Annotated in this window: 25 protein-coding genes; 15 read left to right on the top strand and 10 right to left on the bottom strand. The window is 63.2% G+C overall.

From position 1 onward, the window contains the following. Positions 1-186 precede the first annotated feature (186 nt). Positions 187-2,076: an MFS transporter gene (locus P9236_RS25410; RefSeq protein ID WP_278077397.1), complete on the top strand. Its 1,890-nt coding sequence runs from the start codon at positions 187-189 to the stop codon at positions 2,074-2,076. 77 nt (positions 2,077-2,153) lie between these two features. Here P9236_RS25410 and P9236_RS25405 read toward each other — a convergent pair whose 3' ends face one another. Continuing rightward, entirely contained in the window at positions 2,154-2,348 is a 195-nt protein-coding gene (locus tag P9236_RS25405; RefSeq protein WP_278077396.1) for a DUF2735 domain-containing protein, read from the bottom strand. Between the two features lie 311 nt (positions 2,349-2,659). On the opposite strand from P9236_RS25405, the gene P9236_RS25400 reads away from it, so the two are divergent. Then, positions 2,660-3,700: a glutamine synthetase beta-grasp domain-containing protein gene (locus P9236_RS25400; protein ID WP_278077394.1), complete on the top strand. Its 1,041-nt coding sequence runs from the start codon at positions 2,660-2,662 to the stop codon at positions 3,698-3,700. A gap of 203 nt (positions 3,701-3,903) precedes the next feature. Here P9236_RS25400 and glnA read toward each other — a convergent pair whose 3' ends face one another. Further along, positions 3,904-5,313 carry a type I glutamate--ammonia ligase gene (gene glnA / locus P9236_RS25395; RefSeq protein WP_278077393.1) on the bottom strand — a complete coding sequence of 470 codons (1,410 nt, stop codon included), beginning with the start codon at positions 5,311-5,313 and terminating at the stop codon, positions 3,904-3,906. A 42-nt stretch (positions 5,314-5,355) separates the two neighbouring features. Then, positions 5,356-5,694 carry a P-II family nitrogen regulator gene (locus P9236_RS25390; RefSeq protein ID WP_006205430.1) on the bottom strand — a complete coding sequence of 113 codons (339 nt, stop codon included), beginning with the start codon at positions 5,692-5,694 and terminating at the stop codon, positions 5,356-5,358. Between the two features lie 346 nt (positions 5,695-6,040). Here P9236_RS25390 and P9236_RS25385 point away from each other — a divergent pair, with 346 nt between their 5' ends. Then, positions 6,041-7,567, top strand: a complete 1,527-nt coding sequence (locus P9236_RS25385) for an NAD(P)H-hydrate dehydratase (RefSeq protein ID WP_278077392.1) — start codon at positions 6,041-6,043, stop codon at positions 7,565-7,567. A gap of 6 nt (positions 7,568-7,573) precedes the next feature. Here the strand turns inward: P9236_RS25385 and waaF are convergent, their stop codons facing one another. Both waaF and P9236_RS25375 read right to left on the bottom strand, forming a co-directional pair. After that, positions 7,574-8,653: a lipopolysaccharide heptosyltransferase II gene (waaF, locus tag P9236_RS25380; protein ID WP_278077391.1), complete on the bottom strand. Its 1,080-nt coding sequence runs from the start codon at positions 8,651-8,653 to the stop codon at positions 7,574-7,576. 89 nt (positions 8,654-8,742) lie between these two features. Next, a complete protein-coding gene (locus tag P9236_RS25375) occupies positions 8,743-10,275 on the bottom strand; it encodes an acyl-CoA carboxylase subunit beta (RefSeq protein ID WP_278077390.1) in 1,533 nt (510 codons plus the stop codon). A gap of 374 nt (positions 10,276-10,649) precedes the next feature. Between P9236_RS25375 and P9236_RS25370 the strand changes: the two genes are divergently transcribed. Beyond that, positions 10,650-12,098, top strand: coding sequence for a DEAD/DEAH box helicase (locus P9236_RS25370; protein ID WP_278077389.1), 1,449 nt, complete (start codon positions 10,650-10,652; stop codon positions 12,096-12,098). A gap of 79 nt (positions 12,099-12,177) precedes the next feature. Here the strand turns inward: P9236_RS25370 and P9236_RS25365 are convergent, their stop codons facing one another. Both P9236_RS25365 and P9236_RS25360 read right to left on the bottom strand, forming a co-directional pair. Next, positions 12,178-13,152: an alpha/beta fold hydrolase gene (locus P9236_RS25365; RefSeq protein WP_278077388.1), complete on the bottom strand. Its 975-nt coding sequence runs from the start codon at positions 13,150-13,152 to the stop codon at positions 12,178-12,180. A gap of 169 nt (positions 13,153-13,321) precedes the next feature. Then, positions 13,322-14,170 carry an SDR family oxidoreductase gene (locus P9236_RS25360; protein WP_278077387.1) on the bottom strand — a complete coding sequence of 283 codons (849 nt, stop codon included), beginning with the start codon at positions 14,168-14,170 and terminating at the stop codon, positions 13,322-13,324. A 195-nt stretch (positions 14,171-14,365) separates the two neighbouring features. On the opposite strand from P9236_RS25360, the gene P9236_RS25355 reads away from it, so the two are divergent. From P9236_RS25355 to P9236_RS25335, 5 genes are all read left to right on the top strand, one after another. Next, positions 14,366-15,400, top strand: a complete 1,035-nt coding sequence (locus P9236_RS25355; protein WP_278077386.1) for a cysteine synthase A — start codon at positions 14,366-14,368, stop codon at positions 15,398-15,400. Next, on the top strand, positions 15,400-16,143 hold the full coding sequence (locus P9236_RS25350) for an alanyl-tRNA editing protein (RefSeq protein WP_278077385.1): 744 nt from the start codon (positions 15,400-15,402) through the stop codon (positions 16,141-16,143). The genes P9236_RS25355 and P9236_RS25350 overlap by 1 nt, the downstream gene beginning before the upstream one ends. 46 nt (positions 16,144-16,189) lie before the next feature. After that, complete coding sequence (gene sseA, locus P9236_RS25345; RefSeq protein WP_278077384.1) at positions 16,190-17,041, top strand: 3-mercaptopyruvate sulfurtransferase; 852 nt, start codon at positions 16,190-16,192, stop codon at positions 17,039-17,041. A 5-nt stretch (positions 17,042-17,046) separates the two neighbouring features. Then, positions 17,047-17,610 carry a GNAT family N-acetyltransferase gene (locus P9236_RS25340; protein WP_278077382.1) on the top strand — a complete coding sequence of 188 codons (564 nt, stop codon included), beginning with the start codon at positions 17,047-17,049 and terminating at the stop codon, positions 17,608-17,610. A 183-nt stretch (positions 17,611-17,793) separates the two neighbouring features. Continuing rightward, positions 17,794-18,261 carry a DUF1203 domain-containing protein gene (locus tag P9236_RS25335; RefSeq protein ID WP_278077380.1) on the top strand — a complete coding sequence of 156 codons (468 nt, stop codon included), beginning with the start codon at positions 17,794-17,796 and terminating at the stop codon, positions 18,259-18,261. A 379-nt stretch (positions 18,262-18,640) separates the two neighbouring features. Here the strand turns inward: P9236_RS25335 and ald are convergent, their stop codons facing one another. Next, complete coding sequence (gene ald / locus P9236_RS25330; RefSeq protein WP_278077379.1) at positions 18,641-19,756, bottom strand: alanine dehydrogenase; 1,116 nt, start codon at positions 19,754-19,756, stop codon at positions 18,641-18,643. A 213-nt stretch (positions 19,757-19,969) separates the two neighbouring features. On the opposite strand from ald, the gene P9236_RS25325 reads away from it, so the two are divergent. Then, positions 19,970-20,443 (top strand): Lrp/AsnC family transcriptional regulator, encoded by a 474-nt coding sequence (locus P9236_RS25325; RefSeq protein WP_059188527.1) that lies wholly within the window; start codon positions 19,970-19,972, stop codon positions 20,441-20,443. Positions 20,444-20,483: 40 nt separating this feature from the next. After that, the gene (locus P9236_RS25320) at positions 20,484-20,834 is read left to right on the top strand and encodes a hypothetical protein (RefSeq protein WP_278077378.1); all 351 of its coding nucleotides are present in this window, start codon (positions 20,484-20,486) and stop codon (positions 20,832-20,834) included. 1 nt (position 20,835) lies between these two features. Here the strand turns inward: P9236_RS25320 and P9236_RS25315 are convergent, their stop codons facing one another. Then, on the bottom strand, positions 20,836-21,498 hold the full coding sequence (locus tag P9236_RS25315; RefSeq protein ID WP_278077377.1) for a 5-formyltetrahydrofolate cyclo-ligase: 663 nt from the start codon (positions 21,496-21,498) through the stop codon (positions 20,836-20,838). Between the two features lie 173 nt (positions 21,499-21,671). Here P9236_RS25315 and P9236_RS25310 point away from each other — a divergent pair, with 173 nt between their 5' ends. Next, on the top strand, positions 21,672-22,937 hold the full coding sequence (locus P9236_RS25310; protein ID WP_278077376.1) for an NAD(P)/FAD-dependent oxidoreductase: 1,266 nt from the start codon (positions 21,672-21,674) through the stop codon (positions 22,935-22,937). 139 nt (positions 22,938-23,076) lie between these two features. Continuing rightward, positions 23,077-25,050 (top strand): bifunctional 2',3'-cyclic-nucleotide 2'-phosphodiesterase/3'-nucleotidase, encoded by a 1,974-nt coding sequence (locus P9236_RS25305; protein WP_278077375.1) that lies wholly within the window; start codon positions 23,077-23,079, stop codon positions 25,048-25,050. Between the two features lie 61 nt (positions 25,051-25,111). On the opposite strand, the gene P9236_RS25300 is transcribed toward P9236_RS25305, so the two are convergent. Further along, positions 25,112-25,549 carry a VOC family protein gene (locus P9236_RS25300; protein ID WP_278077374.1) on the bottom strand — a complete coding sequence of 146 codons (438 nt, stop codon included), beginning with the start codon at positions 25,547-25,549 and terminating at the stop codon, positions 25,112-25,114. A 143-nt stretch (positions 25,550-25,692) separates the two neighbouring features. Between P9236_RS25300 and P9236_RS25295 the strand changes: the two genes are divergently transcribed. Both P9236_RS25295 and P9236_RS25290 read left to right on the top strand, forming a co-directional pair. Further along, on the top strand, positions 25,693-25,827 hold the full coding sequence (locus P9236_RS25295) for a hypothetical protein (RefSeq protein ID WP_278077372.1): 135 nt from the start codon (positions 25,693-25,695) through the stop codon (positions 25,825-25,827). A 104-nt stretch (positions 25,828-25,931) separates the two neighbouring features. Beyond that, the gene (locus tag P9236_RS25290; protein WP_126089306.1) at positions 25,932-26,222 is read left to right on the top strand and encodes a Dabb family protein; all 291 of its coding nucleotides are present in this window, start codon (positions 25,932-25,934) and stop codon (positions 26,220-26,222) included. Positions 26,223-26,268 lie beyond the last annotated feature (46 nt).

Below are 26,268 nucleotides of genomic sequence, written 5' to 3'. Positions count from 1 at the left end.
GCCACCCTCCGCTTTCGCATTGCACCTAATACGAAAGTCATAATCCCATCGTCGCGGTGCCTTTTGGCGACGCTTTCTGCCATTTTTTCCCTCGTTGGCTGCGTTCTCGAGTCTTCGTCCGGAGGAGTTGCGGACGGTGGCGCGCCGCCATCGAGGACAGAAGGGATCCACGGGAGGATATATCAAATGGCAATGGCTTCGACCGCCGGCGGAACAAGCCGCGGCATGACGCGGGAGGAAAAGAAGGTCATCTTCGCCTCTTCGCTCGGCACCGTTTTCGAATGGTACGATTTCTATCTTTACGGCTCGCTGGCCGCCTTCATCGGCGCGACCTTCTTCAGCCCGACCATCCCCGAGGCAACGCGCAACATCTTCGCGCTGCTGGCCTTCGCCGCCGGCTTCCTCGTCCGCCCGTTCGGCGCGCTGGTGTTCGGCCGCCTCGGCGATCTTGTCGGCCGCAAATACACTTTCCTCGTCACCATGACGATCATGGGTCTGTCGACCTTCCTGGTCGGTCTGCTGCCCGGTTATGCCAGTTGGGGCATCGCGGCGCCCGTGATCCTGATCGGGTTGCGTATGCTGCAGGGCCTGGCGCTCGGCGGCGAATATGGCGGTGCGGCGACCTATGTCGCCGAGCACGCGCCGGACGACCGCCGCGGCTACTACACCTCCTGGATCCAGACCACGGCGACGCTCGGTCTGTTCCTGTCGCTGATCGTCATCCTGATCGTCCAGAGTTCGCTCAGCAAGGAAACCTACGCTTCCTGGGGCTGGCGCATTCCCTTCATCGTCTCATTCCTGCTGCTCGCCATCTCGATCTGGATCCGGCTGTCGCTCTCGGAGTCGCCGACGTTCCAGCGCATGAAGGAGGAGGGCAAGGGCTCCAAGGCACCGCTGTCGGAAGCCTTTGGCCAGTGGAAGAACGCCAAGATCGCGCTTCTGGCGCTGCTCGGCTTGACCGCCGGCCAGGCCGTCATCTGGTACAACGGCCAGTTCTATGCGCTGTTTTTCCTGACGAACGTGCTGAAGGTCGACGCGCAGTCGGTCAACATCATGATCGCGATCGCGCTTGCGGTCGGCTCGATCTTCTTCGTCGTTTTCGGCTGGTTGTCCGACAAGATCGGCCGCAAGCCGATCATCATGGCCGGTCTTGCGCTCGGCATCGTCTGCACCTTCCCGCTTTTCAAGGCGCTGACCTGGGCCGCCAATCCGGCGCTCGCCACCGCGCAGCAGAACACGCGCGCCACGGTGACGGCAGCACCCGGCGACTGCAGGTTCCAGTTCAACCCGGTCGGCACGGCGAAGTTCACGACATCCTGTGACATCGCGACCTCGTTCCTGACCAAGAACTCGGTGCCTTACGACGTCGTGACGACAGCCGCGCCCGGAACCGCGGCCACGGTCAAGATCGGCAACGAGACGGTGGAGTCCTATGACGCCGCCGCTGCTGGCGACCAGGCCAAGGCCAAGGAAGCCGCCTTCCAGAAGGCGGTCAACATCTCGCTGCGGGACGGCGGCTATCCGCTGAAGCGCGCCGCCGCCAAGGTGCCGGACCAGAAGCTCGACGCCTTCGTCGCGGCCAATCCGGAACTCAAGCTCGATGCGGCCGCGATCCGCGGCGGCGAGAAGACGACGGTTCCGACCGACAAGGCGATCACCGACAAGCTGCTGACCAAGGATGAGGCGGCCGGCGCGCCGGAGGTCACCGTCTACAACATTCCCGGCGGCGGTGCTTTCGCCATGACAGCCGATCCGGCGGCTATCAATTGGCCGGTGACGATCGGTATCCTGTTCATCCTGGTGGTGTTCGTGACCATGGTCTACGGGCCGATCGCGGCGATCCTGGTCGAGATGTTCCCGACCCGCATCCGCTACACCGGTATGTCGCTGCCCTATCATATCGGCAATGGCTGGTTCGGTGGCCTGCTGCCAGCGACGGTGTTCGCGCTCAGCGCCTATAAGGGCGACATCTATTACGGCCTCTGGTACCCCGTGGTGATCGCGGCGATGTCGCTCATTATCGGCATGATCTTCGTCAGGGACACGCTCGGCACCGACCTGCACTCCAAGGACTAACCGATCAAGCCTCTGGAAATGAAAGCCCGGCGCAAGCGATCGCGCCGGGCTTTTTCATGCCGAACTGGAACCGTTGGTCAGCTCTTGCGCTGCTGGATCTCTTCCTCGATCGCCGCCGCGTGATACCAGCCGTCAAAATCGGCGTGCGTATTGCGCAGCGAGGCAATCTCTGCCGCGAATTTGGCCTTTGCGCCCAAATTTGAGGCAGATGTCCGACCTGCAAGCGGGAACATCAGAATCTTTGCCGACGGACGGGACGTGGTGACTTCCATTGATGGCCGCCTTTCTTTTTCGGGGGCCAGTCGATTCAATCCTTTCTCAAGATAGGTCCTGCGATTCATTTAGGCAATATGCACACAAAAAGATCAGCACTTGCATAATATTTATGCAAATTCTGCAGCTGAACGATTGCCGCGCATTGCTGAGGCGGCTCAGCAAAATCAACGCCTTGCCACGACCATTTTGCCGCACCCTGGACGGGGAGAGTGGCACACGAATTGCTTTTTAACGATCGGCAGGCCGGCTCGAACCGGCCATGCATTGATGCCGCCGCGGCGGTGTCCAAGCAACGAGAGGCACTGGAATGACCAAATACAAGCTCGAGTATATCTGGCTCGACGGCTACACCCCGACCCCCAATCTGCGCGGCAAGACCCAGATCAAGGAGTTTGCCGAGTTCCCGACCCTCGAGCAGCTGCCGCTGTGGGGCTTCGACGGTTCCTCGACGAACCAGGCCGAAGGCCGCAGCTCGGATTGCGTGCTTAAGCCGGTCGCGCATTACCCGGATCCGGCCCGCACCAACGGCGTTCTGGTCATGTGCGAAGTCATGATGCCCGACGGTGTGACGCCGCACGCGTCGAACAGCCGCGCGACCATCCTCGACGACGAGGACGCATGGTTCGGCTTCGAGCAGGAATATTTCTTCTACAAGGACGGTCGTCCGCTCGGCTTCCCCGAGAGCGGCTATCCGGCGCCGCAGGGCCCGTATTACACCGGCGTCGGCTACAAGAATGTCGGCGATGTCGCGCGCCAGATCGTCGAGGAGCATCTCGACCTCTGCCTCGCCGCCGGCATCAACCATGAAGGCATCAATGCCGAGGTGGCCAAGGGCCAGTGGGAATTCCAGATTTTCGGCAAAGGCTCCAGGAAGGCCGCGGACCAGATGTGGATGGCGCGCTACCTGCTCCTGCGCCTCACCGAAAAGTACGGCATCGACATCGAGTTCCACTGCAAACCGCTCGGCGACACCGACTGGAACGGCTCGGGCATGCACTGCAACTTCTCGACCAAGTACATGCGCGAAGTCGGCGGCAAGACCTATTTCGAGGCGATGATGGCGCAGTTCGAAAAGAACCTGATGGATCATATCGCCGTCTACGGGCCGGACAACGACAAGCGCCTGACCGGCAAGCACGAGACCGCGCCGTGGAACAGGTTCTCCTACGGTGTCGCCGACCGCGGCGCCTCGATCCGCGTTCCGCACTCCTTCATCAAGAACGACTACAAGGGCTACCTGGAAGACCGTCGCCCGAACTCGCAGGGCGACCCCTACCAGATCGCCTCGCAGGTCCTGAAGACGATCTCGCAGGTTTCGACCGACGCGAAGGTTTCGGCGGCAGCCTGACCACTTCGCGGCACGGACCCCGAGTCTGCGCCGCGATATAGTTCGATTAAGTAAAAGCCCCGGCCTTTCGGTCCGGGGCTTTTGCATGATGAGTCGCTGCAAGGCCCCGTCGCGGTTTGCGAGAAGTATCGACCCGCCCCGCGATGGTTCCATGCAAAAACCCCGGCTTCGCCGGGGTTCTTTTTTGTTGGAAACGCAGTCGTTTAGACTGAATAATACATGTCGTACTCGACCGGGTGCGGCGTCATCTCGAAGCGCATGACCTCGGCCATCTTCAGCTCGATATAGCTGTCGATCTGGTCGTCGTCGAAGACGCCGCCGGCCTTCAGGAAGCCGCGGTCCTTGTCGAGGCTCTGCAGCGCTTCGCGCAGCGAGCCGCAGACGGTCGGGATCTTCTTCAGCTCCTTCGGCGGCAGGTCGTAGAGGTCCTTGTCCATCGGCTGTCCGGGATGGATCTTGTTCTTGATGCCGTCGAGGCCGGCCATCAGCATGGCGGAGAAGCCGAGATAGGGGTTCGCGCCCGGGTCGGGGAAGCGGACCTCGACACGCTTCGACTTCGGCGACGAACCGAACGGAATGCGGCAGGACGCCGAACGGTTGCGCGCCGAGTAGGCGAGCAGCACCGGCGCTTCGTAGCCAGGCACCAGGCGCTTGTAGGAATTGGTGAGCGGGTTGGTGAAGGCGTTGATCGCCTTGGCGTGCTTGATGATGCCGCCGATATAGAACAGGCAGGTCTCCGACAGGCCGGCATATTCATTGCCGGCGAAGGTCGGCTTGCCGCCCTTCCAGATCGACTGGTGGACGTGCATGCCCGAGCCGTTGTCGCCGAACACCGGCTTCGGCATGAAGGTGGCCGTCTTGCCATAGGCATTGGCGACCTGATGCACGACATACTTGTAGATCAGCATCTTGTCGGCGTTGCGCACCAGCGTGTCGAACTTGATGCCGAGCTCGTGCTGGGCGGCGGCGACCTCATGGTGATGCTTCTCGACGCGCACGCCCATCTCGGCGAGCACGGTCAGCATCTCGGAGCGCATGTCCTGGCAGGAATCGATCGGCGGCACAGGGAAATAGCCACCCTTGGTGCGCGGACGATGGCCGAGGTTGCCCGTCTCGTAGTCGGTGTCGTCGTTGGACGGCAGTTCGGTCGAGTCGAGCCGGAAGCCGGTATTATACGGGTCGGCCTTGTACTTGACGTCGTCGAACACGAAGAACTCGGCTTCCGGCCCGACATAGACCGTGTCGCCGATGCCTTCCGACTTCATGTAGGCCTCGGCCTTCTTGGCGGTGCCGCGCGGGTCGCGGTTGTAAGCCTCTCCCGAGATCGGATCGAGGATGTCGCACAGGATGACCATGGTCGATTGGGCGAAGAACGGATCCATATGGACGGTGTCGGTGTCCGGCATCAGCACCATGTCGGACTCGTTGATCGCCTTCCAGCCGGCGATTGAAGAGCCGTCGAACATGACGCCGTCGGCGAACATGTCTTCCTCGACCTCGACGACATCCATCGTCACATGCTGCAGCTTGCCCCTCGGATCGGTGAAGCGCAGGTCGACGAACTTCACGTCGTTGTCCTTGATCTGCTTCATGATGTCTTTGGCTGTCGTCATGTCATGTATCCCTGTGTGATGACGTTTTTTGAGATGTGGGGCTCAGACGGCGTCCATGCCGGTCTCGCCGGTGCGGATGCGGACGACTTCCTCGATGTTGGAAACGAAGATCTTGCCGTCGCCGATGCGACCGGTCTGGGCCGCTTTGCGGATGGCTTCGATCGCGCCTTCGACGGCATCGTCGCCGAGCACGACCTCGATCTTCACCTTGGGCAGGAAATCGACGACATATTCGGCGCCGCGATAGAGTTCGGTGTGGCCTTTCTGCCGGCCGAAACCCTTGGCCTCGGTGACGGTGATACCCTGCAGTCCGGCCTCCTGAAGCGCCTCCTTCACTTCGTCCAGCTTGAATGGCTTGATGATCGCTTCGATCTTTTTCATGTAGAAAGTGGCCTCCACTGCCAAAGAGACGGGTTGTGCGCCCCGCTTGCGCCTCCATCAAGCACGAAGCGTGCCAGTTCCCGGAGGTTGGAGACGGTATCGGGCGATTCAGATGCCATGTCGCACCCGGATGCAAATTCGCGTCATCCGTTGCATTGGATGCGTCATCGACGCCCAAAGCCTATACATCGCTCCTCCATCCGTCTGCGCAAAACTTGGGCAGATAGCGTAATTTGCAGGCAGATTCCCCTCCAGGTCCCGCCGCTTTTGGGTGGCGTTCGGCGGTCGCCGTTTGCTTCGAACCGCAAATCGGACAATGCTTGATCGGATGGAGATCGGCAATCCCATGCGCAATGAACTTCTTTCACCGGCCGAGATGGCCGAGGCAGACCGGCTGACGATTGCGGAAGGTCCGCTCGACGGCTACGGGCTGATGCGCCGCGCCGGCGCGGCCGTCGCGGCCGTGGTGCTGGCGCGCTATCCGGCAGCCAAGCGGGTGCACGTGCTGTGCGGTCCCGGTAACAACGGTGGCGACGGTTATGTCGTTGCGCGCCTGCTCCAGGAGAGCGGCGTCGAGGTCGCGTTGTGGGTGTTGGGCGAGCCGTGTGCAGGCAGCGATGCCGCGTTCGCCGCGGCCGACTGCCCGCTCGAGCGCCGGCCGCTGTCTGCCTTCGCCGCCGAGGCCGGCTCGCTTGCAGTCGTCGCACTTTTCGGGGCAGGGCTTTCCAAGCCGCTGTCGGGCGACGCCGCAAGGTCGGTCCGGATCGTGACGGATCTCGGCCTGCCGGTCGTCGCCATAGACCTGCCTTCGGGCGTTTCCGGCGAAAGCGGAGCCATTCTCGGCTGCGCATTTCAGGCGGCCATAACCGTGACCTTCGCGCGAAAGAAGCCGGGGCATCTGCTTTTGCCGGGGCGTGAGATGTGCGGCGAGATCGTGGTCGCCGACATCGGCATCGGCGACGGGATCATCGCGCGGATCGCGCCGCAAACCTTCGAAAATGGACCGGCGCTTTGGCTGCCAGCCTTCCCGGTGCCGGCTGTCGACGCGCATAAATACCGGCGTGGCCACAGCGGCATCTTTTCCGGCGGACCTTCGGCGACAGGTGCCGCGCGCCTCTCGGCGCTTGCCGCCGCAAGAAGCGGGGCGGGGGCGGTGACCATGCTTTCCCCGGCGAACGCCATGCAGGTGAATGCCGCGCATCTGACCTCGATCATGCTGCGCAAGGCCGAAACGGTTGCCGATCTCGGCGCATTCCTTACCGATCGCCGCCCTTCGTCCTTCGTGCTCGGTCCTGGATTCGGCGCCGGTGAAAAGGCGCGCAATTTTGTCCTTGCGCTGCTCGGCGCCGAGCGAGGACAGGACGCGGGCATTGAGGGATTTGTGCTCGATGCCGACGGCATCACCTCGTTTCGGGACGAGCCTGAGACGCTTTTCCAGGCTGCCCGAAAGTCCGGCGCGCCGGCGCTGGTGATGACGCCGCATGAGGGCGAGTTCGGCAGGCTGTTTCCTGACATTGCGGACGACGAGGCGCTTTCCAAGCTGGCCAAGGCGCGCGCGGCGGTGGCGCGGGCCAATGCGGCGATCGTCTACAAAGGCGCCGACACGGTCATCGCCGCGCCGGGTGGCCGCGCGGCAATCAACAGCAACGGCGCGCCATGGCTTGCCACCGCCGGTTCTGGCGACGTGCTGGCTGGAATCATCGCCGGACTGCTGGCGCAAGGCATGCCGGCCTTCGAAGCCGCCTGCGCTGGCGTCTGGATTCATGCCGAAGCCGGCAGCCGCTTCGGACCCGGTCTGATCGCCGAGGATCTTCCGCTGGCCATGGTGCCGGTGCTGCGCGAACTGATGGAAAGCGATTCCGTGAAACGCTGAACCGCTCTATGCAGTTCGAGCGCCTTGCGGGCGGCGCGCCTGCGCCGCGGCCTCCGCCAGCGCTGCAAGCACTCTTTCCTCGCTGACCCCGTTCGTGTCCTTTATCCAGCTCGGCGTCGAAATCGGTGGCTCCAGAAAGCGGACGTGGTCGTTCACCGGTCCGGTTTCATAGGCGCGGTTCGATCCGAAGATGAGCACGCACGGTCCCCCTAAAGCCGCAGCCGCATGGCAGATGCCGCCATCGACGCCGAGAAAGACGGTCGAGGCGGCGATCTGGCACATGGCGTCGGTGATATCGGGGGTCGAGGTGAAATCCGCCGCCTCCGGAAGCGCTGCCCGGATTTGGGCCGCGGCCGCGCGTTCGCGCGGACCGCCGACGAGCCAGACCGACCAGCCGCGCCGGGAATGGTCCCTGGCAATCGAAATGAAACGCTCCGCCGGCCACGAGCGGAAGTTGACGAATTCCGACGTATAGAGCGCCAGTGCCGGTCTTGCCGCATCGATCCCATGCCGGATGCGCCAGGCCGAAACCTCCTCGGATGGAACCATCATTTTCGGCTGCGGCAGCCGCACATCGTCGGCAGGCCGTTCGCCCAGCATGGCAATCGCGCAGACCTGCTCGAACAGTCTTGTCTTGCGCGGCCCGAAAGCCACGAAGGATTTCAGCCATCCGGCCGGCAGCCGGTTGACGATGCCGAATTGGAGCTCGCGCGGATAGCCGATGCGCTCGGGAATGCCCGCCAGCCATGGAATCAGGGCCGCCTTGGTGCTGCTGGTGAGCAGATAGGCTGCCTGATAGTTCTCCTTGCGGAGTTCGCGCGCCAGGCGCGCCCGCTCCCTGAGGCCGGGATTCCAGTGCCTTTCGACGATCCAGGTCTTGCGGATGTGCGGCATCAATCGCGCCAGCGGCGCGGCTAGCGGCGAGGTGACGACATCGATCGGGTGTTCCGGAAACCTCTCGGCGAGAATCTGGATCGCCGAATGGCAACGGATGAAGTCGCCGATTGCCGGCAAGCAGAAGACGAGAATGGGGCGCAACCCGCGATACCTTTTCGATCCGACACGGCCGCCGCGGACGGCAAGCACGCCGGTTCCTTGTCACGGAAGCGCTTCGCCATCAAGGATGCGGAGTAGGGTTCCGGATAGGCCTTGGCGGTTTTCGCGATCCGGCCGCCTCACAGCGGGATATTGTCGTGCTTCTTCCAGGGGTTCTGCATGTCCTTGTTGCGCAGCATGCGCAGCGCCCGCGCCACGCGGAGGCGGGTCGAATGCGGCATGATCACCTCATCGACATAGCCGCGTTCGGCCGCAACGAATGGCGACAGGAAGCGATCCTCGTAAGCCTTGGTGTGGGCCGCGATCTTTTCCGCGTTGCCGATATCCTTGCGATAGATGATCTCGACCGCGCCCCTTGCGCCCATCACCGCGATCTGCGCCGTCGGCCAGGCATAATTCATGTCGCCGCGCAGGTGCTTTGACGCCATGACGTCGTAGGCGCCGCCATAGGCCTTGCGGGTGATGACTGTGATCTTTGGCACGGTGGCCTCGGCATAGGCAAACAGCAGTTTGGCGCCATGCTTGATCAGCCCGCCATATTCCTGCGCGGTGCCTGGCAGGAAGCCCGGAACGTCGACGAAAGTGACGATCGGGATCGAGAAGCAATCACAAAAACGCACGAAGCGCGCCGCCTTGCGGCTGGCGTCGGAATCCAGCACGCCCGCCAGCACCATCGGCTGGTTGGCGACGAAGCCGACTGTGCGACCGTCGACGCGGCCGAAGCCGGTGACGATGTTCTTGGCGAAGCTCGCCTGGATCTCGAAGAAGTCGCCCTCGTCGGCGACCTTCAGGATCAGTTCCTTGATGTCGTAGGGCTTGTTGGCGTTGTCCGGGATCAGCCTGTCGAGCGAAAGATCGTGATCGGCCACCGGCTGGTAGCATTCGATCTCGGGAATCTCGGCCGTGTTGGACGCGGGCAAAAGATCGACCAGGCGGCGCATCTGCAGAAGCGCTTCGACGTCGTTGTCATACGCGCCGTCGGCGATGGAGGACCTGGTCGTATGTACCGTGGCGCCGCCGAGGCTCTCGGCCGTCACCGTCTCGTTGGTCACCGTCTTCACCACATCCGGCCCGGTAACGAACATGTAGGAGGTATCGCGCACCATGAAGATGAAGTCGGTCATGGCGGGCGAATAGACGTCGCCGCCGGCGCAGGGACCCATGATCAACGAGATCTGCGGGATGACGCCGGAGGCAAGCACGTTGCGCTGAAAAATCTCGGCATAGCCGCCAAGCGCGGCCACGCCTTCCTGGATGCGGGCGCCGCCGGCATCGTAAAGACCGATGATCGGCGCGCGATTGCGCAGCGCCATCTCCTGGACCTTGACCACTTTCTCGGCATGCGCCTCCGACAGCGAACCGCCGAAGACGGTGAAATCCTTGGCGAAGAGATAGACGGGCCGCCCGTTGACCGTGCCCCAGCCAGTGACGACGCCGTCGCCTGCGATTTTGGTCTTCTCCATGCCAAAATCGGTGGAGCGGTGCTCGACATACATGTCGAACTCCTCGAATGACCCTTCGTCGAGGAACACCTCGATGCGCTCGCGGGCGGTCAGCTTGCCCTTCTTGTGCTGGGCCTCGATCCGCTCCTTGCCGCCACCCAAGCGGGCGATCTCGCGGCGACGCTCGAGTTCCTTCAGCACGTCCTTCATCGCTGCCCCCAAAAAGGAAAGGTGATTTGTGGTAATCGGGAGGGCAGGGGAGCGCAAGCACCCTGTTTTTGTTGCATTGCAACATCACCCCTTGCATTTCAGGCCGGACTCGGCCATATGCGGCGGCATAGGCGCTTGGGCCGGTTTGTCCGGCTTTCTCCACGAATGAGACTGGTTGCGTCTGTTTTCCCTCTTTCCGGTTGATCGGCAAGGTGGCGAAAGAGCCCCGGGAGCATGAAGCTCGCGGGCACGACAGCGCAGCCGCGCGGACGCTTCCGTCCGCCGCCTTGTCGTTTCCTGACAAATTTCGACGGCAGGTTGCGCCCTGCCGCCATTGCTGTTTGCGGCATCGAGCCGCGTGAAAGAAGATTATTTTGACCAACGAAAACCAGGCGAAACAGAACGGTTTCGCCACCCTAGGAATCACCGGCGCGCTGCTCAAGGCCGCCAATGCCGCAGGCTTCACTGATCCTAAGCCGATCCAGGTGCGGGCGATCCCGCCGCAGCTCGAAGGCCGCGACATATTCGGCATCGCCCAGACCGGTTCGGGCAAGACGGCCGCCTTCGCGCTGCCGATCCTGTCGAAGATCATCGGGCTCGGCACCAAGCGCCGGCCGAAGACTGCGCGCGCGCTGATCCTGGCGCCGACGCGCGAGCTTGCCGTGCAGATCGAAGACACCATCAAGCTGCTCGCCAAGGGCGCCCACATCTCGACCGCGCTCGTGCTCGGCGGCGTCTCCCGCTACAGCCAGGTGAAGAAGATCGCGCCCGGCGTCGATGTCCTGATCGCCACGCCTGGCCGGCTTACCGACCTCGTGCGCGAGGGCGACCTCATCCTTGCCGACACCAAATGGCTGGTGCTGGACGAGGGCGACCGCATGCTCGACATGGGCTTCATCAACGACGTCAAGCGCATCGCCAAGGCGACCGCGCCCGACCGCCAAACGGCGCTGTTCTCCGCGACGCTGCCGAACGAGATCGCCGAGCTCGCCAAGGGCCTGCTGAGGGACCCGGTCCGTATCGAAGTCGCGCCTCAGAGCACGACGGCGGCCGAGATCGTGCAGAGCGTGGTGCTTGCCCGTACCAAGCAGAAGCGCCAGGTGCTGTCCAAGATGCTGGCCGACGAGGCGATGCGCTCGGTGATCGTGTTCTCGCGCACCAAGCACGGCGCCGACCGCGTCACCAAGGACCTTGCCCGCGACGGCTTCAACGCCGCCGTCATCCACGGCAACAAGTCGCAGAACGCGCGCCAGAAGGCGCTCAACGATTTCCGCGACGGCTCGGTGCGCATCCTGGTCGCGACCGACATCGCGGCGCGCGGCATCGACGTGCCCGGCATCAGCCATGTCGTGAATTTCGACCTGCCGGACGAGGCGGAAAGCTATGTCCACCGCATCGGCCGCACCGGCCGCAACGGCAGGGACGGCATCGCGATCACGCTTTGCGATCCGTCGGAGAACGGCAAGCTGCGGCAGGTGGAGCGTATCATCCGCATGAAGCTTCCGGTGATCGCCGATCACCTGGGCAGCCCCGACCCGCAGCGCGATCCGAAGGAGAAGACCGAGCGCCATTTCGAGCCGGCCAACGACCGTGAGCATCATGGCGGGCGCCGCGACGGCCGCCGCCCCGGCAGCGGCAACAACGGCAAGAAGCGCTTCGGCGGCAAGCCCAATGGTGAGCGCCAATTCGCTCCGAAGCCGCAGGGCGAACGCCCGGTGGCCGCCAAGCCGAATGGCGAGCGCCAGCCTGACGGCTTCAAGCGCTTCAAGGGCAACAACAAGCGCCGCTTCGGCGGCAAGCGGCCGGCGAACCGGGCAGCTTGAGTCCTCACCAAGGCTTGATCGAAAACAGAAAAGCGGCCGGAGCAACGTTCCGGCCGTTTTCGTTTCCTTGGTTCGATTGCTACGGCATCAATGCCTTCACCCACACCACGATCCGCTGGGCGAGAAAGGCTGTGGTCTGCGGCGACAGGGCATCGCCGGCAATGACGTGGTTGTCCGGATCGCCGGTATCGTCGACCGGCACCAGTTCGTGGGGACCGCCCCAGCGGCCGGCGATCTCTCGCGTTCGGTCCGGCCGCACCACTTTGTCGGCGTCCGAGAAGATGAACAGGGCAGGGGTGGTCGCCTTTTCGACCGGCGCGCCATAGGCGAGATTGGTGAGTGCCGCCATCGGCAGCGTCGCCGACATGGGATATTTGGTGGTCCAGAATTTTTCATGCAGCGCGTTGCGCGCGGGAAAGCTGCGTTCCCTGCCGCCGACGAGTTCGGCGATCTCTCTGCCCCAGGGCATGGTCAGGATCTCGGCGCCGGACGCCTTGACGCCGAAATTCGGCGAGATGAACGCGATCGCCGCGACGCCATCGGAGGCGCCCGGCTGTGTTGCCGCCCAGGTCGCCAATGAGCCGCCGGTCGAGGTGGCGATGACGATCACCTTGTCGCCGATCGCGCGGCCGATCGCCAGCGCCTCTTCATAGTCGTTAATCCAGGCATTGACGCTGCCTTCGGCCATGGCTGCGCCGTCCTGCCCGTGGCCGGTCAGGCGGGTGTAGAAGAGGTTGGCGCCGAGCGCGTCGGCGACATCGTCCGGAAGCGGGCGGACCTCGCCCTTCGATGCCGAAAAGCCATGGATGTAGACGATCGCAAGCTTCGTCTTGGCGTGAACCAGCGGGTTGGCCCAGATGATCTCCTTGTCCAGCCCGTCGCGGATATTGGGCACCGCGGCTTCCTCGCGCGCCAGATAGGCCTGCGGATCGTCGCCGATCACCGAAGGATCGAAGCGGATCGTCGTGTCGGCCGCCACGCGTGGGCCGAGGAAGAAACCTGCGATAAGGATGACGGCGAGACCAAGTACCGAAAGCACGATCCGCCGCCCCATCGCCGACTCCAAGCAACAATTCTCAACCTATGGCGGTGCCTGCCGAGAGGCAATCGCTCTTCGCCTTAGCGCATGTCGCGCAAACTGTGCAGCGGTTTTGCGAAAACGACATGCATAGAAACAAAGGCTTAAAAGCGCGTCGCCTTAATCCGTTTCAGCGCGGCGCGCTTTAGGTTGCCTTGTCCGCTGACGGAGCTTTTTTGCTCGGCATCTTGCGGTCGAAATACAACGGTCGCGCCCACCAGCTGGTGGTCAGCCCGATCACCAGTCGGCCGAAGGGCCGCGGCAGCAGGCCAAGCAGCTTCAGCGGCCAGCTGATGTGATAGGGGAAGGTGACTTCGAACCCTCCCTTCCTGATGCCGCGCGCCATGCGCCGCGACGCCCGGTGCACGGGCATCAGCCCAGGCATCGGCAGCATGTTCTTCTCAGTCAGCGGCGTATCGACGAAGCCCGGATTCATCACTTGGATGCGGATGTTCATCTTGTCGAAGTCGTATTTCAGCGATTCCGCCAGGATGTTGATCGCCGCCTTGGTGCCGCCATAAGCGGCGGTGGTCGGCCAGCCGGAATAAGCCGTCACCGATCCGACCAGAACGACATGCCCGCGCCCTCTCGTGCGCATATAATCGACCACGGGCACCAGACCGTTGACGATGCCGAAATAATTGACGGCGAAGGATCGGTGAAAATCGCGCACCACGAGGTGCTCGCCGGGAGTGGCGATGTAGTTGCCGGCGTTGAAGACGGCGAGCACGATCGGCCCCATCTCCGTCTCGATGGCGGCAGCCGTCCGCGCCATCCCGTCTTCATCGGTCACGTCGCAGGGGAAGGACCTCACATGGCCGGCCATCTGCGCCGTCTCGACCAGCAGCGTCTCGACCGGATCGCTCGGCAACGCCGTCACCGCGACGGTATAGCCCTGCCTTGCGAGATCCTTGGCCAGCGCACGACCGAGACCGCTGCTGCCGCCCGTGATCCAGGCGACACCGTCTTTCGGGTTGGCCCGGTAAAGTGTCATTGAAAGTCCTGCGAATTGTCTGGCCTAGTGCTCTAGCGGCGAAGAAATCGGATGAAAAGAGCGCTTTTGGGTACATCGTCGAAATGATAGCGAGGGTTGCAGCGTCCGGAATGCGACTGGACCAGGCAAAATCTTGCCTTGAAACCGCGGCTTCCGGTTTCTAGGGTCTCGACCGCACGCATAAAGGAATCCTGAATGCCCCGTAATGTGATCGAAGCGATCGGCAATACACCCTTGATCCGACTCAACAAGGCTTCGGACGCGACCGGCTGCGAAATCCTGGGCAAGGCCGAATTCATGAATCCGGGGCAATCGGTCAAGGATCGTGCGGGCCTGTTCATCATCCGAGACGCCGAGCAGCGCGGGCTCTTGAAACCCGGCGGCGTGATCGTCGAAGGGACCGCCGGCAACACCGGTATCGGCCTGACGCTTGTCGCCAAGGCGCTCGGCTACCGGACCGTCATCGTCATCCCCGACACGCAGAGCCAGGAAAAGAAGGACACGATCAAGATCCTGGGGGCCGAGCTGATCGAAGTGCCGGCCGTGCCCTACAAGAACCCCAACAACTATGTGAAGCTGTCTGGGCGACTCGCCGAGCAACTGGCGCGTTCGGAGGCGAACGGCGCGATCTGGGCCAACCAGTTCGACAATGTCGCCAACCGCGACGGCCATATCCGCACGACGGCGCAGGAGATCTGGAGCCAGACCGGCGGCAAGGTCGACGGTTTCGTTTCGGCGGTCGGCTCCGGCGGCACGCTCGCCGGCGTCGCGATCGGGCTCAAGGCCAGGAGCAAGGATGTCAAGATCGCGCTCGCCGATCCGCTGGGCGCCGCCCTCTACAGCTTCTACACCAGCGGCGAGCTGAAATCCGACGGCAGCTCGATCACCGAAGGCATCGGCCAGGGCCGCATCACCGCCAATCTCGAAGGGTTCACGCCGGACTTCTGCTACCAGATCCCGGACGAGGAGGCGCTGCCGATCATTTTCGATCTGATCCAGGAAGAGGGGCTCTGCGTCGGCGGCTCGACAGGCATCAACATCGCCGGCGCCATCCGGCTGGCGCGCGAGGTTGGCCCCGGTCATACCATCGTGACGATCCTCGCCGACTACGGCACGCGCTACCAGTCGAAGCTGTTCAATCCCGAGTTCCTGCGCGGCAAGAACCTGCCGGTGCCGGACTGGATGGAAGAAAAGGCAGATATCTCGGTGCCGTTCGAAAAGGTGGCTTGATGGCGCGCAGAACCGAAGCGCTGTTCCGTGACGACGCCTATCTGAGGACGGCGGACGCACAGGTCGTCGCCATCAACGATCGCGGTGGCATTCTTCTTGATCGGACCATCTTCTACGCTACGTCAGGGGGACAGCCCGGCGATACCGGCATGCTCGAACTGGCCGATGGCAGCCGCATAGCGATCGCAGCAACCATCACCGGCGAAACCAAGGACGAGATCATCCATGTGCCGGCGCCCGAACAGGCCATGCCGGTGGTCGGTGACAGGCTGAAGCTCGCCATCGATTGGGAGCGGCGGCATCTCTTGATGCGCATGCACGCCGCCTGCCATCTGCTCACCGTCGTCTGTCCGTTTCCGATCACTGGGGCGGCGGTCGCCGAGGACGACAGCCGCGTCGATTTCGACATTCCCGACGCCGGCTTCACCAAGGAGGATGTGACGGCGAGGTTGATGGAGCTTGTGCGCGCCGATCATCCGATCTTCACGCGACTGATCACCGACGAGGAGTTGGCCGCCAATCCCGGCCTGGTGAAATCGAAGAACGTGCGGCCGCCCGCCGGCACCGGCAGGATCCGCCTGGTTTGCATCGGCGAGAATGCCTCGATCGACAGCCAGCCCTGCGGCGGCACCCATGTGAAGAGCACCGGCGAGGTCGGCGAGATCCACGTCGGCAAGATCGAGAAGAAGGGCCGCGAGAACCGGCGCTTCCGCATCCGCTTCGGACCGATGCCGGCGAATTGACGGGCAAAGACGGGCAGCGCCGCTAGAGGCGGACAGGAGCAGGAAAATGGCCGAAGACAGCCCTTTCATCGTCGACGCGGACTGGCTCGAGAAGCGATTGGGAACGCCAGGGCTCACCATCATCGATGCCTCCTGGTACCTGCCGACGCAGCAGCGCAATGCCCATGCGGAATATGTCGCCACCCATATCCCCGGCGCCCGCTTTCTCGATCAGGACGCCGTTTCGGATCCGGATTCGAAGCTGCCGCATACATTGGCGTCGCCCCAGTACTTCGCGCAATATGTCGGCTCCATGGGCGTTTCTGCCGACGACACTATCGTCGTCTATGACGGCCCGGGCCTGTTTTCGGCGCCGCGCGCCTGGTGGATGTTCCGGGTCATGGGCGTCTTCCAGGTCTACATCCTGAACGGCGGCTTCGACCGCTGGAAGGCGGAAGGGCGGCCGGTGACGGCGGAGCCGACCAAAACAGCGCCTTGCGTCTTTTACGCCGATTTCGATGCAGGCAGGGTCGTCAGCCTTGACGAGATGCGCCGGATCGTCGGAAGCGGAGAAAGCCAGATCGCCGATGCGCGTTCTCCCGGGCGTTTCGCCGGAACCGATCCGGAACCGCGTCCTGGCGTCCGTTCAGGCCATATGCCAGGCGCCCACAACGTCCCGGTCGCCGCGCTCGCCGAGAATGGCGAGCTGCTGCCCAAGGACCGCTTGCGCAAGGTGATCGAGGATGCCGGCATCGACCTTTCAAAGCCGGTCGTCACCTCGTGCGGATCGGGCATCACCGCGGCGGCGATCTCGCTGGCGCTGGAAACAGTTGGCCATACCGACAACAGGCTTTACGACGGCTCATGGACCGAATGGGGTGGCCTCAGCGACACACCCGTCGTGACGGGCAAGGAATGACGGCGATGGAAAACGGTCTGCCGAAGGATATCGAGGTCACGGTGACATTCCTCGAGATGCACGCGCCGCCGGCCTCGTCGCCGCCGCTGCCTTACAACCGTCAGATCGCGCTGCTGAAGACCAAGGACATCCCGCTGCATTTCTACCGCTACCTGATGGATCGAGTCGGGCGCAAATGGCACTGGGTCAACGTGCTCAGATTGAGCGACGAGGAACTGGCCGCCGGTCTGCATCGCGAGGACCGCGACATCAGGGTGCTCTACCTCGACGGCTCCCCCGCCGGCTTCTTCGATCTCAAGCCGCATTTGCCGGACGAAGTGGAACTCGCCTATTTCGGCATGATGGAACATGCGCACGGCCAGGGCATTGGCCGCTGGTTCCTGGGCGCTGCTATCTCCGCCGCATGGTCGTATGGACCGAAGCGCGTCACGGTGCAGACCTGCACGCTCGATCATCCGGCGGCGCTGCCGCTTTACCAGAAGCTCGGCTTCACGCCGGTGGCGCAGAAGAGGGAGGTCGTTCATCCGATGACCCTCGCCGAGCGCTCGGCGAGCGTGATGAGGCCGTAGTCAGGGGCAAAGAGGGGGCGCCAGGGAGCCGATCCGGTCGACTGCGTCGAAGCGCCTACGCCACCGGGTTCCTAATATTTCGATCCTGCGCTCCGAGCGACGCGCGGACCGCTCGGCAAGAATCGGGTGGGAGATACCGTCGCGCTGGCATAATTTCCGGGTAACGACGCCGGAGATTTAGCCATGAGCATCCAGTTCAAAGCCCTGCCGACCGAAGCCGTGCGAGCCTTGCAGCGGGGAGGGCCGGACGCCTACGGCCTCACGCCCGAACGAAGGGTTTCCGACGGCGACGGCGTGCCTTGCCGGCATTGCATGAAGAATGTTGCGGTAGGCGAGAGCTATCTCATCCTCGCCTACCGGCCGTTCCCCGAACTTCAGCCTTACGCCGAAACCGGACCGATCTTCCTGCATGCGAAGGAATGCGAACGCGCCACGGACGCGGAAGCGCTGCCAGAGATTCTCGCAAGCAGCGACTATATCGTTCGCGGCTACGGCAAGGACGACCGCATCGTCTACGGCAGCGGCGCCGTCACCCCGACTAGCGATATCGCGGCTCGCGCCGAGACTTTGTTCGAACGCGACGACATCGCCTATATCCACGTCCGCTCGGCGCGCAACAATTGCTACCAGTGCCGCATCGAACGGGCATGAAAAAATGCCCGCCGATGGTCTGGCGGGCAGTTGGGAAAAAGCCTGCGACAGAAGCCATCAAGCAGGCGGATCGTGTCTAGGCATTTTTCCCCAGTGCCGAATGTGAAACGCTTCACACAACGCTTATTGGCGGCGGCCGGCATTTTCGAGCGGCGAGCGCGACAGTAACGTTGTCGTATTCCCGTCGTACAACCGCGCTAAAAGGCAGTCGTTGATCGATTGCCGACCGCGGATGGACCGGCGGCACATCGCAACACCGAGGAAGCGGGGCTTTGGCTCCGCTTTTTTGTTGCCCGGATTTCCCGCGCGGGAACCAGAAAAGAAAAAGCCCGCCGGAAGGACCGGCGGGCGCGACAGGAGGAAGCTGTTTTCTTCTAAATCAGGCGGCGAGAACCGCCTTCGGCTCGACCATTTCGTAGCCGAGCGCTTCGGCGACGGCGCGATTGGTGATCTTGCCCTTGTGGACATTGAGGCCGTTGCGCAGGTGGTGGTCGTCGACCAGCGCCTTCAGGCCCTTGTCGGCAAGCTGCAGGCCGTGGTGCAAGGTGGCGTTGTTGAGCGCATGCGCCGAAGTGACCGGAACCGCGCCCGGCATGTTGGCGACGCAGTAGTGGATGACCCCGTCGACCTCGTAGGTCGGATCGGCATGCGTCGTGGCATGCGAGGTCTCGAAGCAGCCGCCCTGGTCGATGGCCACGTCGACCAGCACCGAGCCCTTTTTCATGCCGGAGAGCATCTCACGGGTGACGAGTTTGGGTGCCGCGGCGCCCGGGATCAGCACGGCGCCGACGACGATGTCGGCCGAGAAGCACTCATCTTCCAGCGCCTCGACGGTCGAGTAACGGGTATGGACGCGGCCGCCAAAGATGTCGTCGAGCTGACGCAGGCGCGGGATCGAGCGGTCGATGATGGTGACGTCGGCGCCGAGGCCGGCAGCCATCTTGGCCGCATGCAGGCCGACGACACCGCCGCCGAGCACCGTCACCTTGCCAGGCAGCACGCCCGGAACGCCACCGAGCAGCACGCCGCGGCCGCCATTGGCCTTCTGCAGCGCGGTCGCTCCGGCCTGGATCGACAGACGGCCGGCGACTTCCGACATCGGGGCGAGCAGCGGCAGGCCGCCGCGGTCGTCGGTCACCGTCTCATAGGCGACGGCGGTGACGCCCGAAGCGAGCAGGCCCTTGGTCTGCTCCGGATCGGGAGCGAGGTGCAGGTAGGTATAGAGGATCTGGCCGTCGCGCAGCTGGACCCACTCGTTGGGCTGCGGCTCCTTGACCTTGACGATCATGTCCGACTTGGCGAACACGTCGGCGGCCGTCTTGGCGATGGTGGCGCCGGCGGCGCGATAGGCGTTGTCGTCGGCGCCGATCCCGGCGCCGGCGCCGGTCTCGACCAGCACTTCGTGGCCGTGCGCGACATATTCGCGGACCGAGCCGGGCGTCAGGCCGACGCGGTATTCGTGGTTCTTGATTTCCTTGGGGCAGCCGACGCGCATTTTCTTCTCCTGTCCGGCCCTTGAACGGGCGCTCTCCCTGACATTTCCGGGCATGCCGCAAGCCTCAAAACCGCCGTGCGGTTCAGGGCGACATGCATGAGACGCAGTGAAGCATGAATCGTTCCGTATGTGTTTGCGAATGCACTTGCGGTAACGCCAGGTCTTCGATAATCGTTGCGCAAAATGCCCGCATCTTCGTAGGAATCACGAAAAATGCCGCTCGATAGGATTGATATCGCCATTCTGGAGACTTTGCAGAAGGATGGCCGGATCCCCAACGCGGCGCTTGCCGAGAAGGTCGGGCTGTCGCAGTCGGCCTGCTCGCGCCGGCTCGACAATCTGGAGAAATCCGGAACCATCCGAGGCTACCACGCGCGGCTGTCGAACGCCGCGCTCGGCCACCAGATGACGGCGATCGTCCATATATCGCTGTCGGGGCAATTCGAGAAGACGCTGTCGGACTTCGAGGCGGCAATCAAGCGCTGTCCGAACGTGCTTTCCTGCCATCTGATGTCGGGCGAATACGACTACATCCTGCGCATCGCCGCAAAAGACCTCGCCGACTATGAGCGCATCCACAAGGAATGGCTGTCGGCCATGCCGCATGTGACGAAGATCAACTCGTCCTTCGCGCTGCGGGAGATTGTTGACCGGACTGCCGTGGGCTTAAGGCCGGAAATGGCCTAGGGTCCGGACTCATCACCAATAGGAAGGCTGCGGCAGCGATATGACAGACAGAATCACCTTGCCCGAGTCGTTGCCGACAACCGCCGTCGTCCGCGTTTCGCGCGCCAGCTTCGACCCGGGTCGGTTTGCCGAGGTCGACGCCGCAAGCAAGAAGACCGCTCTGTACATAATCCCGGCAGTCAGACGGTTGCCGGGGCTCCTCCGCTTTTATGCGGGCGTCTCGCCGAAGGGCTCGGTCGTGCAAGTTAGCGTCTGGGATACGGAAGAGCATGCGGCGCAGCTCGACACGCTGAAGGAGATGGTTGTCGACGGCCGCAGGGACATGGAGGCGGCCGGCGTGACGTTCACTCCGATTTTCAACTATCCGATCGACTGGACGTGGACCGTCTGACTTAGGTGATCGTAACCTCCGTCACCACCTCGCCCATCGGGATGTCGTGCGGCTGCGGATAGATGGTGGGGATGCGTTGCAACTCGTAGCCGACGCCAATGACCAGCGGCCTTAACGGCAGGGCAGCAAGCGTGCGATCGTAGAAGCCGCCACCATAGCCCAGCCGGAAGTTGCCGGGATCGATGCCGACGACAGGCGAGATCACGATGTCGGGCAGCACCGGATCGCCCTCGGCCGGGATCGGGATGTTCCAGACGCCTTTCTCCAGCCGGTCGCCAGGCGCGTAGGCGCGGAAGACCAGAGGCTGGCCCTTCTCGATGACGACGGGCAGTGCCGTGCGGCCGCCGCGCGCATTGATCGACGCCATCCAGCCGCGCAAATCCGGCTCGCCGCGAAACGGCCAGTAGAGGCTGACCATGCGGCCGGCAACGTCGCCGACCAGGGCGTCGAGGCCCTCGGCAATGCGCGCCGACATAGCCGCGCGCGCATCGGCGGAGACGGCAAGCCGCGCTCCGATCAGTCGTTCGCGCTCCGCCTTGCGCCAGCGCCTGACGTCCGCCCAATCGGACAGCGGCATCTGATAGGCAGGATCGAGCTCGTGCATGAAACAAGGCGGCGACGCGTATTGGGCCGGGCCGTCGTCGTCATCGCGATCGTCGATCATGCTTTGCTCCGTCATTTTTGCTTCAGGCTATACCTCCCGCCTGAAGAGCCGCATGTGCATTCACGACACCCAGCGACGACTCCCAGGCAATTGAGCTGTCTGTGGCAGCATTGTTGCGGTGCACAAAATGCTTACATGATGGGCGGCGTATCCGCTTGGCGAGGTGGAATGAAATGAGTGAAGCCAGCCATCGTGTCGTGGTCGTCGGCGCCGGGTTCGGCGGCCTCGAACTCACCCGCGCGCTTGCCGGCGCACCGGTGCGCATCACCATGATCGACAAGCGCAATCACCACCTTTTCCAACCGCTGCTTTATCAGGTGGCGACCACCTCGCTGGCGACATCCGAGATCGCCTGGCCGATCCGCCATCTCTTGCGCAGGCGCAAGGACGTGACGACGCTTCTGGGTACGGTCACCGGCATCGACCGCAACGCCAAGCGCGTGCTGCTCGAGGATGGCAGCTCGCTGGCCTACGACACGCTGGTGCTCGCCACCGGCGCGCGCCACGCCTATTTCGGTCACGACGAATGGGAACCTTTCGCGCCCGGGTTGAAGACGCTCGAGGATGCCACGGAAATCCGGCGCCGCATCCTGCTTGCCTTCGAGCAGGCCGAGCGCGAGATCGATCCCGTCAAACGTCAGGCGCTGCTGACGCTGGTCATCGTCGGCGGCGGGCCGACCGGCGTAGAGCTTGCCGGCACTATTGTAGAGCTTGCGCATGACACGCTGCGCGGCGAATTCCGCAACATCGACACGCGGCAGGCGCGCGTGGTGCTGATCGAGGCCGGCGACCGCATCCTGGCCAATTTCGCGCCTGAGCTCTCGACCTATGCGCAGAAAGCGCTGGAGCGGCTTGGCGTAGAAGTCGAGCTCGGCCGCGCCGTCACGCATCTGGACGCCGATGGCGTCGTCTTCGGCGGCACGCATCTGCCGGCAAAGACCATCCTGTGGGCAGCCGGCGTCGCCGCTTCACCCGCGGCGGAATGGCTGGAAGCGCCGGCCGACCGGGCGGGCAGGGTGATGGTCGAGCCCGATCTCACCGTGCCGGGCAGCCCTGAGATCTTCGTCATCGGCGACACGGCACATCTGTTGCGGCCGGATGGAAAGCCTGTGCCGGGCGTGGCGCCTTCCGCCAAGCAGGAGGGCAGGCATGTTGCGGCAACCATCAAGGCGCGGCTCGCCGGCGATATGGCGCCGCGTCCGTTCCGCTATCGGCATGACGGCGATCTCGCAACGATCGGCAAGCGGGCCGCGGCCATCGATTTCGGCTGGATCAAGCTCACCGGCCGGCTCGCCTGGTGGCTTTGGGGCATCGCCCACATTTACTTCCTGATCGATTTTCGCAACCGGCTCGCGGTTTCGCTTAGCTGGCTATGGATATATTTTACCGGGCAGCGCAGCGCGCGGCTGATCACTCAGGGCGGCGACGACAAGAGCTGATTGGCTGCCACGCTGCTTTCATCGACGCGTCACCTTGTCGTGATCAACAGGTTTCCGACAGGCGTGGACTCGGAACGCCTTCGACGCCATGTTCGGCGCTCGGGGCAGGGGTTGTTGCGTTGTCGAACAGGAGGAAACAATGCCGCAACCGTTCGTCAATCGTCGCTCGTTCCTGGCCGGCGCCGCCGCCAGCGGGGCGCTGATCGTGCTGCACCCGTTTTCCGCCCGCGCCCAGGCCAATCAAGCGCATCTCAGGATCATGGAAACGACCGACATCCATGTGAACCTGCTCCCCTACGACTACTACGCCGACAAAGCGAACGATACGATGGGCCTATCGCGCACGGCCTCATTGATCGACGCCGTGCGCAAGGAAGCCACCAACGCCATGCTCATCGACAATGGCGACCTCTTGCAGGGCAATCCGATGGGCGACTACGTGGCCTACGAGAGGGGCATGAAGGACGGCGATCTGCATCCGGTCATGAAGGGCATGAACCTGCTCGGCTATGAATGCTCGACGCTCGGCAATCATGAGTTCAATTACGGCCTGTCTTTCATGGACAAAGTGCTGGCTGGCGCCAATTTCCCCTTCGTCTGCGCGAACCTGATCCGCGGCACCAGGCTTGCCACCAACCCGCGCGACGACAAGCTCTACCTCAAGCCGTATGTGATCCTCGACAAGAAGATCAAGGACGGCTCGGGCGCCGAACAGCCGGTCAGGATCGGCGTCATCGGCTTCGTGCCGCCGCAGATCATGGTCTGGGATCTGAAGAATCTCGAAGGCAAAGTGAAGACGCGCGACATCGTCGAGGCGGCCAGGGCCTGGGTGCCGCAGATCAGGGAGGAAGGCGCCGACATCGTCATTGCGCTCTCGCATTCGGGCATCGACGTCAAGCAGGGCGACATGATGGAGAACGCCTCGTTCTTTGTCGCCGGCGTCGAGGGCATCGACGCTGTCTTCACCGGCCATCAGCATCTCGTCTTCCCCGGCAAGAAGGATTTCCAGGCGCTTGAAGGCGTCGACACCGAGAGGGGCACGCTGCAGGGCAAGCCCGCGGTGATGGGCGGCTTCTGGGGCTCGCATATGGGCCTGATCGACCTGTTGCTGGAGCGCGACGGCTCGAAATGGCGGATCGTCTCGGCCACCTCCGAGGCGAGGCCGATCTATGAGCGCGCCGACAACAAGAACAACGCCAAGGTCGGCGACGACAAGCGCATCGTCGCGGCGCTGGCGCAGGATCACGAGGCGACGCTCGCCTATGTCCGCCGCCCCGTCGGCAAGACGTCCGCGCCGCTCTATTCCTATTTCGCCTTGGTCGCCGACGACCCGTCCGTGCAGATCGTCAATCAGGCGCAGAGCTGGTACCTCAAGGACATATTGAAGAGCACGCAATGGAAGGAGGTGCCGCTCTTGTCGGCGGCGGCACCGTTCAAGGCAGGCGGCCGCAACGGCGCCGACTATTATACCGACGTCCCGGTCGGCGACATCGCCATCAAGAATGTCGCCGACCTCTATCTCTATCCGAACACGGTGCGGGCGGTGGAAATCACCGGCGCGCAGGTGAAGGAATGGCTGGAGATGTCGGCCGGCATCTTCAACAAGATCGAACCGGGCAAAGCGGATCAGCCGCTGATCAACACCGACTTCCCCTCCTATAATTTCGACGTCATCGACGGCGTCACCTACAGGATCGACCTGTCGCAGTCGCCTAAATACGATTCGAAGGGCGGCATCGCCAACGCCGGCTCCAGCCGCATCGTCGATCTGAAGTTCGACGGAAAACCGATTGATCCGGCTGCGAAATTCGTCGTCGCCACCAACAACTATCGGGCGGGCGGCGGCGGCAATTTCCCCGAGATCAACGCCTCGAAGATCATCTACGAGGCTCCCGACACCAATCGCGACGTGATCGTGCGCTACGTTATCAGCGAGGGCACGATCAACCCGTCGGCTGACGGCAACTGGTCGTTCGCGCCGCTGGCCGGAACCAGCGTCGTCTTCGAGACCGGACCCAGGGCGAAGGATTTCATCGATCAGGTCAAGTCGCTGAAGATCGAACCCGCGGGCGAGGGCGAGGCGGGATTTGCCAAATACCGCATCACGCTTTGAAGTTGCGGCAGGGCCCGTTGTGAGACGCGCGCGCTAACATGGGCGCTCTTCGTCATTGTGTTCAGCTGAGTTCTTGGGCGAGCCCGATGAGAAGCCCTTCAGGTCCGCGGATATAGCAGAGCCGATACACGTCTTTATACTGGACTACTTCGCCGACGAGCTGCGCGCCGCGCTTGCGGAGCCTTTCGAGCGTATCATCGACGTCGTCCACGGCGAACATGACGCGGAGGTAGCCTAAGGCGTTCACCGGGGCGTTGCGGTGATCCGCGACGGTAGGCGGCGCGAGGAAGCGGGAGAGCTCGAGCCGGCCGTGGCCGTCCGGCGTGCGCATCATCGCAATCTCGACGCGCTGATCGCCCAGTCCAGTGACCCGTCCAGCCCATTCTCCTTCGATCGTGGCCCGCCCTTCGAGCTCAAGGCCGAGCTCGCAAAAGAAATCAATCGTCTGTTCGAGGTCATCGACGACGATCCCTACGTTGTCCATCCGTTTGAGCGCCATGTGTCCAATCTCCCATGTATCCCCAGCCCACCGAATTCGCATCAAATCGCGGAGGAGTAACCTGAAAGCGTAAAAACCGTGACTTCTGACAATTGCAGCCAAGGCGCTCTGGTTCCGTCCGGCGACATGCGCTAGCTTCAGCCATGCGTTATGTGATCGTCATCGTCGCCATCACCTTCTTCCTGATCTGGGACGGCCTCTACAACCACGGCTACTATCTCGATGCGACCGTCAGGGAGATGTCGCGCATCGTACGCTACGTCACCGGCGCGGCCTGAGGCCCGACGCTGCCGCCTCGACGGCAGGCGCGACATCGTTGCCGGTTGACGCGACGGCCTTGCTCCCACAAAACGCGCTCATCCGTCGATCAAGGAGGGCTGGATTGATCCGGCACATCGTTTTCTTCAGCGTACGGCGCAAGGAGGATGTGGAGGCCGTACGGTCAGGCCTGCAGGCGCTGGGCAATATCCCTCATTCGAAGCATTTCGAGGTCACGCTCAACACCAAGGTCGACCTGTTCTCCAACGCGATCGACGTTGTCGTCTATGCCGAGTTCGAAGACGAGGCGGCGCTGGCCGCCTATAAGGCGCATCCGATCTATGCGGAGACGACCAGCAAGGTGAAGCCGTTGCGTGAGCTGCGCTATTCGGCCGACGTCGTTGCCGCCGCCTGAGCCAAAGGCAATCCGCTCCATCGATGCCTTGAACGTCGGGCCTTGA

It is taken from the genome of Mesorhizobium sp. WSM4884 (assembly GCF_029625675.1).
Taxonomy (GTDB): Bacteria; Pseudomonadota; Alphaproteobacteria; order Rhizobiales; family Rhizobiaceae; genus Mesorhizobium.
This window is presented reverse-complemented; position numbering and strand designations above follow the sequence as displayed.

Coding starts and splice junctions, on each gene's coding strand:
- P9236_RS25355 (WP_278077386.1), top strand. CDS start 14,366: ATGCCCCGTAATGTGATCGAAGCGATCGGCAATACACCCTTGATCCGA.
- P9236_RS25320 (WP_278077378.1), top strand. CDS start 20,484: ATGACAGACAGAATCACCTTGCCCGAGTCGTTGCCGACAACCGCCGTC.
- P9236_RS25405 (WP_278077396.1), bottom strand. CDS start 2,348: ATGGAAGTCACCACGTCCCGTCCGTCGGCAAAGATTCTGATGTTCCCG.
- P9236_RS25295 (WP_278077372.1), top strand. CDS start 25,693: ATGCGTTATGTGATCGTCATCGTCGCCATCACCTTCTTCCTGATCTGG.
- P9236_RS25335 (WP_278077380.1), top strand. CDS start 17,794: ATGAGCATCCAGTTCAAAGCCCTGCCGACCGAAGCCGTGCGAGCCTTG.
- P9236_RS25315 (WP_278077377.1), bottom strand. CDS start 21,498: ATGATCGACGATCGCGATGACGACGACGGCCCGGCCCAATACGCGTCG.
- P9236_RS25365 (WP_278077388.1), bottom strand. CDS start 13,152: ATGGGGCGGCGGATCGTGCTTTCGGTACTTGGTCTCGCCGTCATCCTT.
- ald (WP_278077379.1), bottom strand. CDS start 19,756: ATGCGCGTCGGCTGCCCCAAGGAAATCAAGAACCACGAATACCGCGTC.
- P9236_RS25390 (WP_006205430.1), bottom strand. CDS start 5,694: ATGAAAAAGATCGAAGCGATCATCAAGCCATTCAAGCTGGACGAAGTG.
- P9236_RS25305 (WP_278077375.1), top strand. CDS start 23,077: ATGCCGCAACCGTTCGTCAATCGTCGCTCGTTCCTGGCCGGCGCCGCC.
- P9236_RS25300 (WP_278077374.1), bottom strand. CDS start 25,549: ATGGCGCTCAAACGGATGGACAACGTAGGGATCGTCGTCGATGACCTC.
- P9236_RS25375 (WP_278077390.1), bottom strand. CDS start 10,275: ATGAAGGACGTGCTGAAGGAACTCGAGCGTCGCCGCGAGATCGCCCGC.
- glnA (WP_278077393.1), bottom strand. CDS start 5,313: ATGACGACAGCCAAAGACATCATGAAGCAGATCAAGGACAACGACGTG.
- P9236_RS25340 (WP_278077382.1), top strand. CDS start 17,047: ATGGAAAACGGTCTGCCGAAGGATATCGAGGTCACGGTGACATTCCTC.
- P9236_RS25350 (WP_278077385.1), top strand. CDS start 15,400: ATGGCGCGCAGAACCGAAGCGCTGTTCCGTGACGACGCCTATCTGAGG.
- P9236_RS25360 (WP_278077387.1), bottom strand. CDS start 14,170: ATGACACTTTACCGGGCCAACCCGAAAGACGGTGTCGCCTGGATCACG.
- P9236_RS25400 (WP_278077394.1), top strand. CDS start 2,660: ATGACCAAATACAAGCTCGAGTATATCTGGCTCGACGGCTACACCCCG.
- P9236_RS25385 (WP_278077392.1), top strand. CDS start 6,041: ATGCGCAATGAACTTCTTTCACCGGCCGAGATGGCCGAGGCAGACCGG.
- P9236_RS25310 (WP_278077376.1), top strand. CDS start 21,672: ATGAGTGAAGCCAGCCATCGTGTCGTGGTCGTCGGCGCCGGGTTCGGC.
- P9236_RS25410 (WP_278077397.1), top strand. CDS start 187: ATGGCAATGGCTTCGACCGCCGGCGGAACAAGCCGCGGCATGACGCGG.
- P9236_RS25325 (WP_059188527.1), top strand. CDS start 19,970: ATGCCGCTCGATAGGATTGATATCGCCATTCTGGAGACTTTGCAGAAG.
- sseA (WP_278077384.1), top strand. CDS start 16,190: ATGGCCGAAGACAGCCCTTTCATCGTCGACGCGGACTGGCTCGAGAAG.